General features: G+C 63.1%; 16 protein-coding genes. 2 read left to right on the top strand and 14 right to left on the bottom strand.

Annotation, left to right across the window (positions count from 1 at the left end; translation table 11 throughout):
* Positions 1 to 135 precede the first annotated feature (135 nt).
* Positions 136 to 1227 carry a LacI family DNA-binding transcriptional regulator gene (locus MRS60_RS30945; RefSeq protein ID WP_243567215.1) on the top strand — a complete coding sequence of 364 codons (1092 nt, stop codon included), beginning with the start codon at positions 136 to 138 and terminating at the stop codon, positions 1225 to 1227.
* Positions 1228 to 1261: 34 nt separating this feature from the next.
* Here MRS60_RS30945 and MRS60_RS30940 read toward each other — a convergent pair whose 3' ends face one another.
* The 12 genes from MRS60_RS30940 to MRS60_RS30885 all read right to left on the bottom strand — a co-directional run bounded on the left by MRS60_RS30940 (position 1262) and on the right by MRS60_RS30885 (position 13283).
* Positions 1262 to 2332, bottom strand: coding sequence for a lysozyme inhibitor LprI family protein (locus tag MRS60_RS30940; RefSeq protein ID WP_432207865.1), 1071 nt, complete (start codon positions 2330 to 2332; stop codon positions 1262 to 1264).
* 131 nt (positions 2333 to 2463) lie between these two features.
* Positions 2464 to 2655 carry a hypothetical protein gene (locus tag MRS60_RS30935; protein WP_243567212.1) on the bottom strand — a complete coding sequence of 64 codons (192 nt, stop codon included), beginning with the start codon at positions 2653 to 2655 and terminating at the stop codon, positions 2464 to 2466.
* An 18-nt stretch (positions 2656 to 2673) separates the two neighbouring features.
* Positions 2674 to 3735, bottom strand: a complete 1062-nt coding sequence (locus tag MRS60_RS30930) for a maleylacetate reductase (protein WP_243567210.1) — start codon at positions 3733 to 3735, stop codon at positions 2674 to 2676.
* Positions 3736 to 3773: 38 nt separating this feature from the next.
* Complete coding sequence (locus MRS60_RS30925) at positions 3774 to 4070, bottom strand: Dabb family protein (RefSeq protein ID WP_243567209.1); 297 nt, start codon at positions 4068 to 4070, stop codon at positions 3774 to 3776.
* A 161-nt stretch (positions 4071 to 4231) separates the two neighbouring features.
* Positions 4232 to 5380: a multiple monosaccharide ABC transporter permease gene (gene mmsB, locus MRS60_RS30920; RefSeq protein WP_243567208.1), complete on the bottom strand. Its 1149-nt coding sequence runs from the start codon at positions 5378 to 5380 to the stop codon at positions 4232 to 4234.
* A gap of 61 nt (positions 5381 to 5441) precedes the next feature.
* Positions 5442 to 6971, bottom strand: coding sequence for a multiple monosaccharide ABC transporter ATP-binding protein (mmsA, locus tag MRS60_RS30915; protein ID WP_243567207.1), 1530 nt, complete (start codon positions 6969 to 6971; stop codon positions 5442 to 5444).
* Between the two features lie 56 nt (positions 6972 to 7027).
* Positions 7028 to 8098, bottom strand: coding sequence for a multiple monosaccharide ABC transporter substrate-binding protein (gene chvE / locus MRS60_RS30910; RefSeq protein WP_243567206.1), 1071 nt, complete (start codon positions 8096 to 8098; stop codon positions 7028 to 7030).
* 82 nt (positions 8099 to 8180) lie between these two features.
* Positions 8181 to 9269, bottom strand: a complete 1089-nt coding sequence (locus MRS60_RS30905) for a Gfo/Idh/MocA family protein (protein WP_243567205.1) — start codon at positions 9267 to 9269, stop codon at positions 8181 to 8183.
* A 24-nt stretch (positions 9270 to 9293) separates the two neighbouring features.
* Entirely contained in the window at positions 9294 to 10286 is a 993-nt protein-coding gene (gene iolG, locus MRS60_RS30900) for an inositol 2-dehydrogenase (RefSeq protein WP_243567204.1), read from the bottom strand.
* A 65-nt stretch (positions 10287 to 10351) separates the two neighbouring features.
* A complete protein-coding gene (locus MRS60_RS30895; protein WP_243567202.1) occupies positions 10352 to 11233 on the bottom strand; it encodes a sugar phosphate isomerase/epimerase family protein in 882 nt (293 codons plus the stop codon).
* 67 nt (positions 11234 to 11300) lie between these two features.
* The gene (locus MRS60_RS30890) at positions 11301 to 12224 is read right to left on the bottom strand and encodes an intradiol ring-cleavage dioxygenase (protein WP_432207864.1); all 924 of its coding nucleotides are present in this window, start codon (positions 12222 to 12224) and stop codon (positions 11301 to 11303) included.
* A 144-nt stretch (positions 12225 to 12368) separates the two neighbouring features.
* Positions 12369 to 13283 (bottom strand): LysR family transcriptional regulator, encoded by a 915-nt coding sequence (locus MRS60_RS30885; RefSeq protein WP_243567201.1) that lies wholly within the window; start codon positions 13281 to 13283, stop codon positions 12369 to 12371.
* Between the two features lie 359 nt (positions 13284 to 13642).
* Between MRS60_RS30885 and MRS60_RS30880 the strand changes: the two genes are divergently transcribed.
* Positions 13643 to 14686 carry a LacI family DNA-binding transcriptional regulator gene (locus MRS60_RS30880; protein ID WP_243567199.1) on the top strand — a complete coding sequence of 348 codons (1044 nt, stop codon included), beginning with the start codon at positions 13643 to 13645 and terminating at the stop codon, positions 14684 to 14686.
* 59 nt (positions 14687 to 14745) lie between these two features.
* On the opposite strand, the gene MRS60_RS30875 is transcribed toward MRS60_RS30880, so the two are convergent.
* Together MRS60_RS30875 and MRS60_RS30870 are read right to left on the bottom strand one after the other, a co-directional pair.
* On the bottom strand, positions 14746 to 15933 hold the full coding sequence (locus MRS60_RS30875; protein WP_347814856.1) for a porin: 1188 nt from the start codon (positions 15931 to 15933) through the stop codon (positions 14746 to 14748).
* A gap of 594 nt (positions 15934 to 16527) precedes the next feature.
* The gene (locus MRS60_RS30870) at positions 16528 to 17649 is read right to left on the bottom strand and encodes a Fic family protein (RefSeq protein ID WP_243567198.1); all 1122 of its coding nucleotides are present in this window, start codon (positions 17647 to 17649) and stop codon (positions 16528 to 16530) included.
* Between the last annotated feature and the right edge of the window lie 33 nt (positions 17650 to 17682).

The raw sequence follows: 17682 nt of genomic DNA, 5'->3' as shown, positions 1-17682 counted from the left end.
ACAGCATCAAGATAGCGCTTACATTCTCACAAGATCGAATCGGGATGCAAGCGGGACCACCATGAATCGAGGGTAAACAATGACGCTTTTGACAGCGCGCTGCGTCGGCACCCCCGCCACGCCGGGAGACGGCCGATGAGCACGCCCCCGTCCCGCGGCGGCGCGACGCGGGCGCGACGCGGCAGCGGCCGCTCGGTGCTCGGTGACGTCGCGAAGCTGGCCGGCGTGTCGACCGCGACCGTCTCGCGCGTCTACAACGATCCCGGCAAGGTGTCGGCCGACGTGCAGCAGCGCGTGCGCGACGCGGCGCGCGCACTGAACTGGATTCCGAATGCGGCCGGCCGCGCGCTCGCGTCCACGCGCACCCACATCACCGGCGCGATCATTCCGACGCTCGACGACCAGGTGTTTGCGTCGCAGGTCGCGGGCATGCAGACCGTCATGGCCGAGCACGGCATCACGCTGTTTCTCGGCTGCTCGAACTACGATCCCGCGCAGGCGCTGGCGCAGGTGCGCGCGATGCTGTCGCGCGGCGTCGAAGCCGTATCGCTGGTCGGTGAAGCGTATCCGCCGGAATTGTTCGAACTGCTTGCGATGCACGGCATGCCGTACGTCGTCACGTACGCGTATCGCGACGACAGCCCGCACTGCTGCATCGGCTTCGACAACCGCGCGGCGTTCGCGCGGCTCACCACGCACCTGCTCGACCTCGGCCACCGCGATTTCGCGATCATCATGCAGCCGTCGGCCGACAACGACCGTGTGCAGGCTCGCCTGCGCGGCATTCACGACACGCTTGCCGCGCACGGGCTCGCGGTGCGCCCCGTGCATCAGCACGAAGGCGCGGCCACGATCGCGTTCGGGCGGGCGAGCCTGCGCGCGATTGCCGACAGCGACGCGGCGACGCGGCCGACGGCCGTGATTTGCGGCAACGATGCGCTCGCGCTCGGCGCGTTGCTCGAGGCGCAGGCGCTCGGCATCGACGTGCCCGCGCAATTGTCGATCACCGGGTTCGACGACATCGCGCTCGCGCGCGAAATTCGGCCGCCGCTGACGACGATGTGGGTCGACACCAATGCGATCGGGCGGCAGGCCGCGCATGCGTTGCTCGACGCGCTCGAGAACGGCGCAACGGGGCCCGGTCGAGCCGTCATGCCGGAGTTGCGGATACGGGAATCGGCCGCGCCGCCGAAGCAGGCGCAGGCGAGCGCATCGCGCAAAGAATGAAGACGCGTCGAGCGGCTCCGGCCGCCCCGCGCGCTCACTGCATCACGTCGATCGGCAGCGTCTTGTCGAGAGTGTCGTGCCACGCCTGGATGGTCTTCGGCACGATTTTCTTCCACGCCTGCGCGTTCGAGTAATAGCGCATCCGGACCTTGTTCTGCGCATCGAACACGAGCAGCCCGATCCACAGATCGGTGCCGCGGCTCATCACGATCGCCGCGTTCGTCGTCGCGATGCCGCGCACCCAATACGACTTCACGCGCGTGTTGAGTCCGTCTAGATCCTTTTCGTCGGCGCTGTAATTGACCATGTCGACGAGCGTCGGGTAGTCGGCGCCAAGCAGCTTGTGCGCGATCGCGTTCTGCGTCGCGTCGGTCACGACCTTGAGGGACAGCAGGTCGGCCTGCGGCTTGGCCTGGAACTGCGACGCAGTCACGTAGTCGCCCGCGTAGACGACGCCCGCGCCGGCGCCGCAATCGAAATCCGCACCCTGTTGCGTGACGCGGATGCGTCCGCCCTTCCGGTCGAAATCGAGCCGGCATTTGTCCTTGCGGTAGGTGCCGCTGTCGCCGTGCAGCACGATGTCGCCGTCGAGCCCGCCGGTATTCGCGCCGTTGTTGGCGCTCAATTCGAAATGCAGGCGAGGCGCGGTGCCGGTCAGCGTCAGCACGCCGCCGAACGACGGGTTGTCGCTCGTCAGGTACCACGTCTGCTGCCAGCGGTCGGCGGCAAGCGGCATGCCGTTCAGGCTCGCGAGCCGTTCGCGATAGCGGTCGCCGAGGCACGGCGCGTCGGTGCCGCACTGATCGCGCTGCTTGAGCCACTTCAACTGCGCGGCCTTCAGCGCGGCCGTATCGCCGCCTTTCGCAAGCGCCTTCTTCCACGCGGCCGACAGGTCGCCGTCGAGCTTCGATAGCGCGGTGTCGGCGCAGATCGTCTTCTCGGCCGGCGAAGCGGCCTTCGCGCAGTCGAAGCCGGCCGCATGCGCGGCGATCGGCAACAGCGTCAGCAGCGCGGCCGCCGCGATGGATCGCAGGCGCATGTACCGCGCATCACCTGCGGGAGTCGCGGTTTGCCCGCGCGCGTTCGATCGGTTCTGGATGGTCATCGGCTTGGATCGTCGCTGGGTCGCGCGCCTGTAGAAGCTACCTGCACGCGACATTCAAGGTAAAAACGCCCGGCCCGACATGCGACGCATGCCGTCGCCCGCCGAAGCGTAACCCGAATGCGCGACGCCGATCAATCGACGTTCGATGTCGGTGCAACCGTCCCGGTGGCCGCGCTGCGTTGCACGATGCCGTCGCGCAATGCGGCTTCCGCAGCGGTATCGATGATCCCGATGAAGGCAATCACATCACCCCTTCGTCCTCCGTCGACGAGAACCAGACGCGCCGCGCGGCGACCTGTTCCTGAAACGGCTGAAGCCTGCAACCCGCACTCCGAACGACTTCATGCACGTGGCCGGCTCCCCGCCCACGCCCGTTGAAGGAGATCGCGAAGCGGCACTGCCTCAACGGGGCGCGGGTTCCAATACGGGTTGGACATTGCCACCTCGCAAGCGCGGTCGAGGTCCTGCTCGCGCATACCGATTTCGCCCAGGCCGCCCGGCACGCCCAGTTCCCGATTCAGTTCATAGAGCCCGTCCGGGGCGCTCTGCGCATCGAGTGCCCGCGCGATACGTGCCATCGCATCTTCCGCCACCGGGCTGTTGTACGCCAGCGCGTGCGGCAGGACGATCGCATGCGTCTCGGCGTGCGGGAGGTTGAACGTGCCGCCCAGCGTGTGACACAGCTTGTGGTGCAGCGCCATGCCGACCGTCCCGAGCACCATGCCGCACAGCCAGGCACCGTAAAGCGCGTCGCTGCGCGCCTCCATGTCTCGGTTCTGCTTCTTGATGCCCCGCAGCCCCTTTGCGAGCGAACGGATACCCTCTTCCGCCATCAACGCCATGACAGGATTGCCGTCTTTCGCATACAGCCCTTCCGCCGCATGCGCGATTGCGTTCAAGCCGCTGACAAACGATAGCTGCGCGGGCAACCCGACCGATAGCTCCGGATCGTAAAGCACCGTTCTGGGCAGCACGTTCGCGTCGCGCCCGGTCCTTTTCAAGCCGTCCTCGGTAATGCCGAAGATGGGCGTCATCTCCGAACCGGCATAGGTGGTCGGAATCGCGATGATGGGCAACGACGACTCGAGCGCAATCGCCTTGCCGAGCCCGATCGTCGATCCACCGCCGATGGCGATCGCGCAGTCGGCGCCGACTTCCTTCGCGTATGCGCGGGCGCGACGGGCATTCTCGATGGGCACATGCATCTGCGCGCCATCGAACACACCCGCGCTCGCCGGCCCGAGCAACGCGGCGACCGATTCTGCCTGCGCTTTCTGCTGCGGCGTACACAGAACGATCGCGCGGCGCGCACCCAGCCTCTCGACCTCCTGCTGGACCAGATTCATGCTGCCGGCGCCAAAAATCACGCGCGACGCATGCGTCGTATACGTAAAGTCGTACATGAAAAGCCCTTTCGCTATGTATCAGACCGATGGAGACATCAGACGTAGTCGACCTGATGCCGCGAAATCCGGCAGTCGCCAAGCACCTGCTTGACTCTCAGATGTTCGGGGTGGGAAGCGTATGCTGCGAGATGCTCGACGCTCTCGAACTCGGTATACAGCACGACGTCGCACGCATAGTCGACCTTGCTGAAGTCCATACCCACTTCCAGTTTCGTCAGACCGGGAATCTTTCCTTCGAGGCTCTCGAATGCCGTTTTGACGAATTGCGCAGTTTCCCTCTTTTGTTCGGGCGTCTCGCCTCGAACGTCCCACATCACGATGTGCTTGATCATGTCGCTTCCGTCACTGATGCTTGTTCTCAGACCGGCGACACGTTTCCCGGAGTCGCCGCTGTCGGGGACCCGGATCATGACGCCTGTCGCATTGCTCGCTCGCGTGAAATCACTCACACGGACCGAGTCCTCCCGGTTCCCCTCGATCGGCGCCGCGTGTATCAGGCCTTGTTCTTGTTGTACACGTCGACGAACACGGCCGCGAGCAACACGACACCCTTGATGACCTGCTGATAGTCGACACCGATGCCCATGATGGACATGCCGTTGTTCATCACACCCATGATGAATGCGCCGACCACGGCACCCACTACCTTGCCCACCCCGCCAGATGCCGATGCGCCGCCGATAAAGCACGCGGCGATGACGTCGAGCTCGAATCCGGTCCCCGCCTTGGGCGTGCCGCTGTTGAGCCGGGCCGCAAAGATGATTCCCGCCAGCGCGGCGAGCACACCCATGTTGACGAACGTGAGAAAACTCACCGCGGGCACGCTGACCCCGGAAAGCCGTGCTGCTTTCGCGTTACCGCCGACCGCGTAGACCCGACGGCCGATCGTCGTACGGTTCATCACGAACGTGTACACCCCGATCAGCACACCCATGATGACCAGCACCGTCGGCAAACCCCGATACGACGCGAGGAGGTAGCAGAAGTAGACGATCAATCCGGTCAGCACGGCGTTCTTCGCGACCATCATCGGGAATGAACCGTTGCCCATGCCGTACTTCGCCGCGCTCGCGCGATGGCGAAGTTCGATCGCGAAGAACGCCGCGCCCACCAGGACGCCGAGCACGATCGACGTGACATGAAGATCCTCGCCGCGGAACACGTCGGGGATGAAACCCGAACTCACCGCCGCGAAGGCGTCGGGGAACGGGCCGATCGACTGGCCCTGCAGGACCAGATTGGTCAGCCCGCGAAACACCAGCATGCCGGCCAGCGTGACGATGAACGACGGCATCCGCCAGAACGCAATCCAGTACCCCTGCACCGCGCCGATGAGCGCGCCCGTCGCAATGCAAACGACGGTGGCCAGCACGTAGTTGACGTTGAACTGCACCATCAGCACGGCCGCAAGCGCGCCCACGAGGCCTGCCGTCGAGCCGACCGACAGGTCGATGTGACCGGCAACGATCACCATCAGCATCCCGAGCGCCATGATGACGATGTAGCTGTTCTGCAGCACGAGATTCGTCAGGTTCAGCGGCTGCATGAGCACGCCGCCGGTCGCGACCTGGAAGAAGACCATGATCACGATGAGCGAGAACAGCAAACCGTATTCGCTCAAACCACGCTTGATCGCGCTCATGATGTCGCTGTTCCTGACTTCGCCTTCTTGCGGAGCCGTTGGCGAGAGAGCCTTGCGCATTTCAGATGCCTCCATTTCGCATGATTGCCCGCATGATCTTCTCCTGCGAGACTTCTTCCGATGTGAACTCGCCGACGAACCGGCCTTCGTTCATCACATAGACGCGGTCGCACATGCCAAGAAGCTCCGGCATCTCCGAGGAAATCATCACGACGCACTTGCCCGCCGCAACCGCTTGATTGATGATGCTGTAGATCTCGTACTTCGCACCCACGTCGATGCCACGGGTCGGCTCGTCGAGAATGAGCACGTCCGGCCCGGAGAACAGCCACTTGCTCAACACGACCTTCTGCTGATTGCCACCCGACAGGTTGCCGACGACGTGCGATACACCCTGCGCCCGGATGCGCAGCTTTGCCAGAAAGTCCGACGCAACGCTGGCTTCCTCGTGTTCATTCACGATGCCGTATTTCGACACGCCCGCGAGATTGGCCAGCGAGATGTTCGTCCGGATATCGTCGTCCAGAAGCAGGCCGTTGCCCTTTCTATCCTCGGTGACATAAGCAAGCCCGGCATCGATGGCTTTACGCACGGACGACACATCGACCGGCTTTCCATGGATCAGCACCGAGCCGCTGATGTCCTGGCCGTACGCGCCGCCGAATATGCTCATCGCCAGCTCGGTGCGCCCCGATCCCATCAGGCCGGCGATGCCGACGATTTCTCCGGCACGTGCCACCAGGTCGACACCCTTGATGACCGCACGATCCCGCTGCGTGGGATGCCGGACACGCCAGTCCTTGACCTCGAAGATGACGTCGCCGATGTTCGGAACCCGCTTCGGATACCGATCGGACATTTCGCGGCCGACCATCGCCTTGATGATGCGATCCTCGCTCACGCTTTCCGCGCGGCAATCCAGTTCGTCGACGGTCGAACCGTCGCGGATCACCGTAATGCTGTCGGCGACACGCGAGATTTCGTTGAGCTTGTGCGAGATGATGATGGACGTCACCCCGCGCCGCTTCAGGTCCAGCAGCAAATCGAGCAACGTTTCGCTATCCTTTTCGTTCAGGCTGGCCGTGGGCTCGTCCAGAATCAGTAACCGCACTTCCTTCGACAACGCCTTCGCAATTTCCACCAGCTGCTGCTTGCCGATGCCCAGCGTGCCGACGGGCGTATCCGGCGAATCGCCGAGACCGACCTTCTGAAGCAACGCCTTCGCGCGCGCACGCGAGCCGTGCCAGTCGATGACGCCTCTGCGCGACTGCTCGTTGCCCAGGAAAATGTTCTCGGTGATCGACAGCATGGGCACCAGAGCGAGCTCCTGATGGATGATGATGATGCCCACCGCCTCGCTGTCGGTGATATCCGAGAACCTGCGCTCCTCGCCGTCGTACACGACCGTGCCGGCGTAGGACCCGTATGCATAAACGCCGCTCAGGATCTTCATCAGCGTCGATTTTCCGGCACCGTTCTCGCCGCAGATGGCATGAATCTCGCCCCTTCCGACTCGCAGGTCGACGTTGTTCAGGGCCTTGACCTGGCCGAATGCCTTCTGGATGCCGTTCATCTCCAGAATGGTGTCCATCTTCATCCTCCTCGTTTCTCGCACGCCGGGTTGCGTCCCGCGCGGCTGCGCCGCGGTTACTTGAGTTGCGCCTGCGTGTAATAGCCGCTGTTGACGAGCGTCGCCTGAACGTTGTCCTTGTCCACGAGAACGGGTTTCACCAGGTACGTCGGCACGATCTTCGCGCCGTTGCCGTAGCTCTTCGTGTCGTTCACCGCGACCGTCTTGCCGGCGAGCGCGTCGTCGACCATCGCGGCCGTGACGCTCGCGAGCTTGCGCGTATCCTTGAACACCGTCGTCGCCTGATCGCCGCGGATGATCGCCTTGATGTTCTGGATATCGGCGTCCTGCCCCGTCACCACCGGCATAGGCGCTTGTGCGGAGCCGTAGCCCACGCCCTTGAGCGACGAAATCACGCCGATGGCGATTGCGTCGTTCGGCGTCCAGACCGCATCGAGACGGTCCTTGCCGTAGAACGCGCTCAGCAGGTTGTCCATGCGCGACTGGGCCGTCGCGCCATCCCAGTTGCGGGTCGCGATCTTCTCGAATGCGGCCTGCTTGCTGCGAATCACGAACTTGCCGCTGTCGATGTAGGGCTTGAGCACCGACATGCCGCCCGCGTAGACCATGTGCGCGTTGTTGTCGTCCGAGGAGCCGCCGAAGACCTCGATGTTGAACGGTGTCTTGCCGCCCTTCTTCTGCCATGCGGCGACGATGCTCTGCGCCTGCAGCACGCCCACGCCATAGTTGTCGAACGTGGCGTAGTAGTCGACGTCCTTCGTCTGGCTGATCAGGCGGTCGTATGAAATGACCTTGATGTGTTTTTTCTGCGCGTACGCGAGCGCATCGGAAAAAGTCTTGCCGTCGATCGGTGCGATGATCAGCGCCTTCACGCCCTTGGCGAGCATGTTCTCGACCTGGTTCACCTGCGTCGGGACATCGTAGTTTGCATACTGCAGATCGGCCGCATAGCCCTTCGCCTTCAGCGCATCGACCATGCTCTTGCCGTCGGTGAGCCACCGCGACTCGGTCTTGTCCGGCAACGAGATGCCGATGACACCCTTGTCCTGTGAGAACGACGAAGCCGACACGGCGGCCAGTCCGATGCTGATGCCCGCTGCAATCGCGAGGCGCTTGACGATTTTCATTTCTGTCTCCTGATATGGACTGCTATTTATTTGAAGATCGGGTGATCCGATGATCCGGCCTCGGTGCGAGGCCGGTTCCCGCCTACTCGATGAAGACCTCGGCGCCCGCTTTTTTCGACGACGCGAACATGGCCTCGATCACGCGGCTGATGTTGTATGCCTGGGTAGCCGGCACGACCGACGGCGTGCGGTTGCGCAGCGCGTCGAAGAACGCGTTCGATTCGCGGTCGAAGTAGACCGGGTTGCCGATTTCAGCGATGTCCGGGGAGTACTCGGTCTTCTTCGTTGCCCAGATTTCGGGGAAGCTCGTTTCCTGCCACTCGGTCCAGCCCTCCGGATAATCGCCCTTGCCGGCGTCGTAGATCTTGTAGCTCGCCGGCAGCGATCGCGACGACATGATGCCTTCCGTCCCGTAGGCCGTGATGTCCCAGCTCTCCGTCCACGGCAGCACGTCCCACGACATGAAATCGATGGTCACGATCTTGTCTTCGTAATTGAGAACCGCGCCCGCCGCGTCTTCGCGCGACTCGTCGCCGTGAAAACCGGGAAACTTCGTGATGCGCGCATTGACCGACCGAGGCGTGCCGAAGTGAAGGAGAATGCGATCGACCAGATGGCATCCGATCACGAACACCGCGCCGCCGATATCGCCGGGCTGGGTCATGTGTGCCGTCCCGGCTTCGTCGTGCGAGCAGCCGCCGTGCGCGCGCACCTGAACGACCTTGCCAAGACGCCCGCTCTTCAGTGCTGCCTGCATCGCGTCCACCGACGGCGCGAAACGCCAGCAGTAACCGACCTGAACGAGGCCTCCCGTGCGCTCGACGGCCTGCATGATCCGCTTCGCATCCTCGGAGCTGCGGCCCGCCGGCTTTTCGCACAGCACGGCCTTGCCGGCTTCGAGCGCCTCGATCGTCAGATCCGCCATCCTGTCGCTTTTCGAGTGCACAAGGACCACGTGCACGTTCTCGTCGGCGAGGATGTCCTCTTTCGAGCGGGCTTCCAGCCCCAGTGCATCGACGAACGGCGTGAGCAGCGGGCTGGTGTCCCACGCGCCGAGCATCCTTGCGTCGGTTCGGCGCCGGATCGCCTTGACCCGCCCCGACGTGTGCGGGTGCGTGATGCCGAGGCATGCAACGCCAACCGTTTCTCCAGGACCCATCTTTCGCACCATGACGTGTTTCCTCCCGATCAATGGTTAGACCGTGACGGCCTTGCCGGACGTCGCGGACTCGAGCGCGCACTCCGCGAGGCGCAGCGCCTTGAGGCCGTCGTCGACCGAAGTCGGCAGCGGCGTGTCGTTGTGCAAGGCGTCGACGAAAGCCTGCAGTTCGCCCTTGTAGGCGTCGACATACCGCTCCAGGAAGAAGTTGAGCAGCGGCTCGCGCACGTCGGTCGCTTCCTTGCTCCATCGACGGATGGTCGACGGGCGCAGGTTTTCCTGCAGCAGCATGCCCTTGGAACCCGATACTTCCATGCGCTGGTCGTAGCCGTAGACGGCTTCACGGCAGCAGTTGATGTGGCATTGCTTGCCGGACGCCGTGCGCAACTGCACCATGACCGTGTCGAAGTCGCCCAGTTCCGACAGCGAGGAATCCACAAGACGGCTCGCCATCGCCATCACCTCGACCGGCTCCTCGCCGAGCAGCCAGCGGGCCATGTCGAGATCGTGGATCACCATGTCGCGGAAAATGCCGCCCGAATGCTCCACGTAGTCGCGCGGCGGCATGCCCGGATCGCGGCTCGAGATGATGACCTGCCGAACCTCGCCGACATCGCCCGCGTCGATCGCCGCACGGAACGCCTGGGAGGTCGGATCGAAGCGGCGGTTGAACGCGAGCATCACGCGCCCGTTCAGACGTTCGACTTCGCGCGCCGCGGCGAGCGATTTCTCCATGTCGAGATCGATGGGCTTTTCGCAGAGCACGGCCTTGCCGCGCGCCACGGCTTCCAGCATGAACGAGATGTGGGTATCCGTTGGCGTGCCGATGACCACCGCGTCGATATCGTCGCGCCGGAGCACGGCCATGCAGTCGGTCGACGCCTCGCAACCCAGGCGTTCGGCGAGCGATTCGGCCGCGGCTGCCACCGGGTCTGCGACCACGACGAGCTTCGCGTTCGGGATGGAGGCTGCATTGCCGGCATGGATGCGACCGATGCGGCCGGCGCCGAGTACGGCGATTCGAATCATTTCTGTCTCCGGAGAAAATCAGGTTCAAGTGTTGGACACGAGGCTTGCCACGCGTGCGTGGGACGTCAGGCCGCGGCGTCGGCCGGCGTGGAAAACTGCGCGATGGTCGTTTCGTACGCGCGTTGGGCCATCTGCTCGAGCGGCAGCTTGCGGAACGGCTCCGAGATCAGTTCGACCCCGTAATACGGCAAGTCGCAGCCCGCCTGTTCGAGTGCGTTGACGAACGCACGGCAATCGGCGGCCCCTTCGCCGCACAGCTGGCGGTTGAACGTCGAATCGTCCAGCAGCGTGCCCCGGATTTGCGCGCCGACATCATCCAGTTCCACGCCCTTGATGAAGCGCGCCGGAATGCCGGCGACTTCGCTGTAGGGGCTGCCAAAACGGGCAACGTGCCAGTGATCGACCATCAGCCCGCCATTGGGCTGGTTGGCGTCTTGCGCAATCCTCAGCGCGTCGCCGATGTTCCGGATCACGGAAAACGGCATGAACTCGATCGCGACCGTTGCGCCGACCTCAGCCACGTCCTCGCAGAGCTTCGCGAACGCATCGGTCATGCGCGGGAAGTCGGCCGGACTTTCATCGAACGGGCTCGCGCCGATCTTCAGGTTACGCATGCCCAGTTCTGCGCCCAGTTCGATTGCACGATGGCGGAAGCGGTCCGATCTCGCACGCGGCTCTCCATCGAGATACCAGTCCATCAGGATTTCAAGTTCGAAGTACTTCATCCCCGTATCCTCGAGAATCCTCTTCACGCCCGAAATCCCGTACTGCCCGACGCTGTGCTCCAGATCGTCGAGGATGAGGCCCACGCCGCACCAGCCGGCGCGCGACGCCGCCTCCGCGCGATCGCGCAACGAATACGGACTGATTTCGGTCGCGGCGCCGGGGTAGACATCGCCGGCAAGCGTCCAGTAGGCGGCCAGAAGTTCTTTGCGTTTCGTGCTCATGCTCAGGAGTCCAATGGATCGGATGATTGCGTGTTTTCAGCGGCGCGCTTCCGTGCGCGCCGTGCGATTACGGGTGGCGTGGCTGACGCTCGCCGGCGGGCGCCAGCGTGAAATCCCACGTCACCGACCAGAACGGCGCGTCGAGGCCGGCCTTTTGCGCGGCGTCACGGTCGTCGATCTTCCGAAAGTCGGCGATCAGTTCGCGCTTGACGCCGAATACGGCGTCTTCCGGCAGATACGGGCAATCGGGCGTGAAGATGTGCGTGATCACCGGCTCGTAGCCGGGCGCGGTCACGATGAAGTGCAAATGCGCGGCGCGATTCGGATGCCGCCCCATCGCGCCGAGCAGCTTGCCCACGGGGCCGTCGGACGGAATCGGATAGTGGCGTGGCTTGACCGACCTGAACGCATAAGCGCCGTCGCGATCCGACGTGAAGACGCCGCGCAGGTTCGAATCGGGCTGGATGCCTTTCTGCTGCACATCGTAGAAGCCGTCGTCGTTCGTCTGCCAGACTTCGAGCTTCGCGCCCGGAACCGGCTCGCCCGCGATGTTCGTCACGCGTCCGGACACGACGAGCGGTTCGCCCTTGCCGTCGAGGCAGATGTTCGCGCCGTTCTCGTACGCCGGCGCATTCGCGACATAGAACGGGCCGAGAATGGTATTCGGCGTCGCGCCATTCGGGCGGCGATGATTGATCGCGTCGACCAGCATCGAGACACCGAGAATGTCCGACAGCAGGATGGTCTCCTGTCGCCATTTGTTGCACATCTGGCCGGTCTCGGTCAGAAAGCGAATGGCTGCAAACCACTCTTCGTGCGTGGGCTCGATTTCCTTCACGGCCGCGTGAAGATGCCTGACCAGCACCGACATCACGTGCTTGAGGCGCGGATCGGCCGGTTCGCCCATGCGGGCGTTCACCACGTCGGCGGAATGTTCCTCGTCGAAATACGGCGAACGGGATGGCGAATCAGAGGATGCAACCTGTTGCATGAAGCGTCTCCTTCAATGTCTTGTACAGCTTTGAAGGCAGTCTATATTTGCTCCTGCCGGCAAAACAGAGCCAAAAAGGGAATCTATTTCCCTGACCGCGGGAAAGTTGCGCGCGGCTCGGGACCTGCACGATGGCATGCGCCATCACTCGGTCCAGAGCCGCTCGAAATCGTTCCTGCGAAATCGTTCGACGAGCGCGTCGATGAACAGACGAACCTTCACGGGCATGTGCGAGCGCGTCTGGAACGCGACATTCATCGTGAGCCGCGGCAAGTCCCACTCGTCCAGCACGGGGATGAGCCGCCCGGCCTTGATGTCGTCGTAGACGATGTACTTGGGCTGAACCAGGATGCCCATGCCGTCGAGCGCGGCGACTCTCAAGATCTGACCGTCGTTCGATTCGAGCAACGGCTTGACCTTGACGAGAACGCATTCGCCGTCGCGCTGGAACGCGAGGTCGCGCGGGTTGTCCGCGAGCCCGTAGTTGAGCAGCTTGTGCTTGCCGAGCTCAGCGGGAAATCCCGGCGTGCCATGCGCCGCCAGGTAGCCCGGCGCGGCGGCAAGCACGCGCCGTGTCGACGCGAGCCGGCGCACGGTGATGTTGCTGTCGGCCTCCAGCACCTTCGTCCGGACAGCGACATCGATGCCGTTTTCGATGATGTCGTAATAGCGATTGGCTGCCACGACATCAACGGTGATATCCGGATAGCGCGCGGTAAATTCCGGCAGCATGGGCGCGATGTGCAACATGCAGAACGACAGCGAGGCCGTCACCTTGAGCACCCCGCTCGGGCGCGCCGTTGCATCCTTGACGACCAGCTCGGCCTCTCCGAGGTCGGCAAGGATCGATTTGCAGCGCCGATGGAACTCCGCGCCCGCCTCGGTCAGAAAGAGATTTCGGGTAGTCCGGCGCACGAGTTGCACGCCAAGACGGCTCTCCAGCGAAATCAGGTAGCGACTCGCCGCGGAGATGGACAGGTCGACCGCCTCGGCGGCCCGGCTGATGCTTCCGGTCTCCGCCACTTCCACGAACAGCTGTACTTCCTTGAACTGATCCATCGCCCTGTTTCATCCCGGTGATTCGCATGTCTCGGACGGTGCCGCGTGCCACATGCAACCGCCGGACGAACGCCACTACCCTTCATGCGTGGAAAGAATACGACAGCTCACGCATCAACATCACTTCATAAATCCATCAAAAATACATCAGACGTGGGGATTTCCCGACACTGGCTGTGCCGTCGTCATGGCTAGCTTGCGTGAGGTTACTGGCCCCCCGTTTTTCGACGGAATGAATAGAAGCGAAGCCGCACACGCACCGGAATACTCGGGGAGCACGGCATCGTGACCACGGTGGTCTGCGCCGGATTGAGCTATCATCGTCCCATCAAAAAAACATCATTCGGGAGACGCACGCCGTGGCCCACCGTTTTCTGATCAAGGAGATCGCCCTTCAGGCGGGCGTTGGCGTCGCGACGGTCGATCGCGTAGTCAACAACCGCGGCAACGTGCGCGAGCACACGCGAAAACGTGTGGAGCAAGCGATCAAGGAGCTGGAAAAACAGGCGCTCTATTCGGTCGCGGCCGGAAGAAAGCTCAGCGTCGACGTGGTCGTTGAGGCACCGAACCGATTCGCGGCCGAAATCAAGGACGCGCTGGAAGCGGAACTGCCCACTCTGCAACCCGCGATATTCCGCCCGCGGTATTTCATGCAGGAGACGATGCAGACGCGGGAGGTCGTCGATGCGCTTCGTTCGATTGCCCACCACGGCAGCCACGGGGTTTTCCTGAAAGCGCGCGACGTGCCCGAGATCGCAAACGCCATCGGCGAACTCAAACGCGCCGGCATTCCCGTCGTCACGACATTCACCGACATCCCGCTCTCCGATCGAATCGCTTATACAGGCCTCGACAATCGGGTCGCGGGAGCGACCGCCGCCTACCTGCTCACGCAATGGCTGCCCGAGCGGCCCGCCAACGTGCTCATCACCATGAGCGACGAACGCTTCAGGGGCGAAGAGGAGCGCGAAATCAGCTTCCGACGCGCATTGCGCACCCGGCACCCGCACGTTTCGCTCATTGATGCGAGCGGAGGGCATGGGCTCGACGGCCCGACTGAAAAGCTGGTCAGTCAGGCACTCGGCCGCGAGGACAACATCGCCGCCGTCTATTCGATGGGCGGCGGCAATCGCGCCATCCTGCGAGCCCTGGATGCACTGGGAAAAACACCGAAGTGCTTCATCGGCCACGACCTCGACTGCGACAACATCGAACTGCTGCGAGAAGGCAGGATTCACGCAATCCTTTACCACGACCTTCGACAGGACATGCGCGCGGCGTGTCAGCACGTGATGAGTTTTCACAAGATGCTGCCCGCATCGGCGATTTCGCATACGTCATCGGTCGTCGTCATCACACCGGAGAACGTGCCCGAACACGTCGCCGCTCGCTTTCGCGGTTAGCCGCACGAATGCCCCTCGAGTAATCAGGCATTCGAGCGGCCGGGTCGCCGCTCGTCGCGTTAAAACCGCGTAGCGATGCCCGCAATCACGCCAAACTGGCTTTTTCCGTAATCCGGATTCGTCGCGGAAGCGCTGGCGCTGGCCGGATCGAAATTGGAATTGGCGCCATACAGCCCGCTATCGAGACCGAGGTTCGACGTCGAACTGTTGCGAACGTAGCCCAGCTCCGTGTAAAGGAGTGTACGTTTGGACAACGAATAGTTCGCGCCCAGCGTAAACAGCGTCGCATTGCCATTACCCCGATTCGCGTTGGCGTGATAGACCGCCCCGGTAATAGCCAGCGCCGGCGTGCTCTGCCAGATCGCGCCGATCCATTCATGGTTGACTGCGGTGGGCAGCGACGTGCCGGCCGGCAGCGCGGTCGGTGCGGCGCCGCCGAAATACCCTGCGTTCGACGCATCGGGTGCGCTCAGGTGCTGATATCCGACATACGCGACGACCGGCCCGAACGCATACGTTGCGCCCGTGAGTATCGAGCGCGACGCGAGATACACGTTACTGAACTTTCCATTCTGGTCGCGGACTTCGTCATACGTCGCCTGCCAGAAAAGCCCACCGTTCTGGTACGACAGCTTGATGCCATCGGTGCGCCCCTGCGCGCTGCCGAGGCCCGTCGAAGTGCCGAGCTGCCCGGGCGCGCTGCCGGGATTGCCGGCATTCCATTTCGGTGAATTCGTCAGATCGTATTGCGCCTGGAGGACGAAGCCGGCGATCTTCGGCGACAGATATTCGATGCCGTTGCCCGCCTGCGAAAAGATCCGGCCGCGTACCAGGGTCCCGATCGCGTACTTCTTCGTCTGCTGCGGATCGACGTCACCGGAATACTGGCTGATCTCCGCCGAGCCCATGTTGCCCAGCTTCAGCTGCCCCCAGGTATTGCTTTTCAGGCCGACCGTTGCCTGCCCTTCGAAGAAACTACCGTTTGCCAGGCTGCCGTTTTGCGTATTCAGACGCGACTCCAGCTGGAAGATGGCCTGGGTGCCGCCGCCGAGATCCTCCGCGCCCGTGAGACCGAATCGCGATTGCGCCCACCCGCCGCTTTGCGCTCCGAAGACATGCCCCTTCGGCTGCCCGGTCTCGTATTGAAGCCCATTGTCTACAATGCCATAGAGCGTCACGCTGCTCTGCGCGCTGGCTGAAACCGCCGCCGTCACCGCCGTTATCCCGAACAACACCTTTTTCATCATGTCTCCGCTCCTGTATATGGACTTCTCTTTTTATCTGGCGAGCAATTGGTTTCCATTGCTCGTCGGCAAATCACTTTCGTCTACTTCCGTCAAGCAAGTCGCTCCCTCGACCCGGAATACGTCGAAGAATTTCATTCCGCCAATCAAATAACGTAGTAATCCGAATTACATCGGATATGAATTTAATCTGCCAGATACGGTAGTCGGATCGTACGTTCCAGCGACGCTTTCCGGAAAATGCTTGAGAAAGCTGGAGAGGCAACGTCACCCCGAATGGGTGACGTCTGCGCGTCTCCACGTCGCCATGCTGCCGTCGTCGCTGATATCCATATCCCGCTTTCGGGCGAGTGTATATTCGCTGCTCGCGGTTACACAGAGCGGAAAAAGGAATCTATTTCCCACCTGCCGGGAAAGCGGATGCCGGGTATCCGGCATTGCTTGGGAGTGCTATTCTCCATCGCGATCACGGTCGATGTGATTTTTGTAGGTGTGACCGCAGCGGCCTGATCCGGACTGACCGACGCGTGCATCGTGACCATCTCGCTCCGCTCGCCTTAAGCGATCAACGGCAGTTACCGCGCCGACGCCGCCACGCTAGGCATCGAACGGCACAACCTCGTAACTCGTGCTCCGCCCGCCGGACGACGAGCGACGCAGCACACCGTGCTCGACGAGTTCCGTGATGTCGCGCAGCGCCGTATCTTGCGAACACTTTGCGAGAGCCGCCCACTTGGTGGTCGTCAACTTCCCTTCGAAGCCGTCGAGCAGGCGATTCATGACCTTGACCTGACGCTCGTTCATCGCGAAGCCCGCACATCGCTGCCAGAAGCGCGCCTTGACCAGGACCGCGTCGAGCGTCGTGTGCGCGTGATCGATGGCCCTGCCGAGTGCATTCAAGAACCACGCGAGCCATTCCGTGACATCGAGCGAACCGCGCTGCGTCCGCTCCAGCACGTCGTAATACGCGTTACGCTCACGCTGGATTTGCGCCGACAGGCTATAGAAGCGCTGCGGACTCCGATCGGCGCGCGCGAGGACGAGATCCCCGAGCGCTCGCGCGATACGGCCGTTGCCGTCGTCGAACGGATGGAGCGTGACGAACCACAGATGGGCCAGGCCGGCCCGGATCAGCAAGGGCTCGACCGGCGCGGCATTGAACCAGGCGAGAAAGCGCGCGACCTCGCTGGTCAGGCGCGTGGCCGGCGGTGCTTCGAAATGCACGCGTTGCCGGCCGATCGGCCCGGACACCACCTGCATCGGGCCGCTTGCATCCGTACGCCATGCGCCGACCGTGATCCGCGACATCCCCGAATAGCCGGTCGGGAAAAGGGCTGCATGCCATCCGAACAAACGGCTTTCGGTGACCGGTGCCGCCGAATGGGTCGTCGCGTCCAGCACCATGTCGACCACGCCCTCGACGTGGCGATCGACCGGCGCAAGCGCACCGATATCGACCCCGAGCCGGCGCGCAATCGACGACCGGACCGATGCGACGTTCAGGTTTTCTCCCTCGATGGCGCTGGTCTTGACGACGTCCTCCGTCAGCGCGACCAGGCTGGCCTCATCGCGCAGCGCCAGGCCGATATCCGCCAGCCGCCCGGCCAGCATGCCTTGCGCACGGCTGACGTCGGCGAGTGACGTGGCGAGTGCCGGGAGGTCGAAGCGCCACGCGGGCCAGTCGGCCGCCTCCCAGATGAAGGTGTAATCTCCGCTCATGATGCGGAGATTATCCCACCGATTCACCGCACG

The organism is Burkholderia pyrrocinia (assembly GCF_022809715.1).
Lineage (GTDB): Bacteria > Pseudomonadota > Gammaproteobacteria > Burkholderiales > Burkholderiaceae > Burkholderia > Burkholderia pyrrocinia_C.
This window is presented reverse-complemented; position numbering and strand designations above follow the sequence as displayed.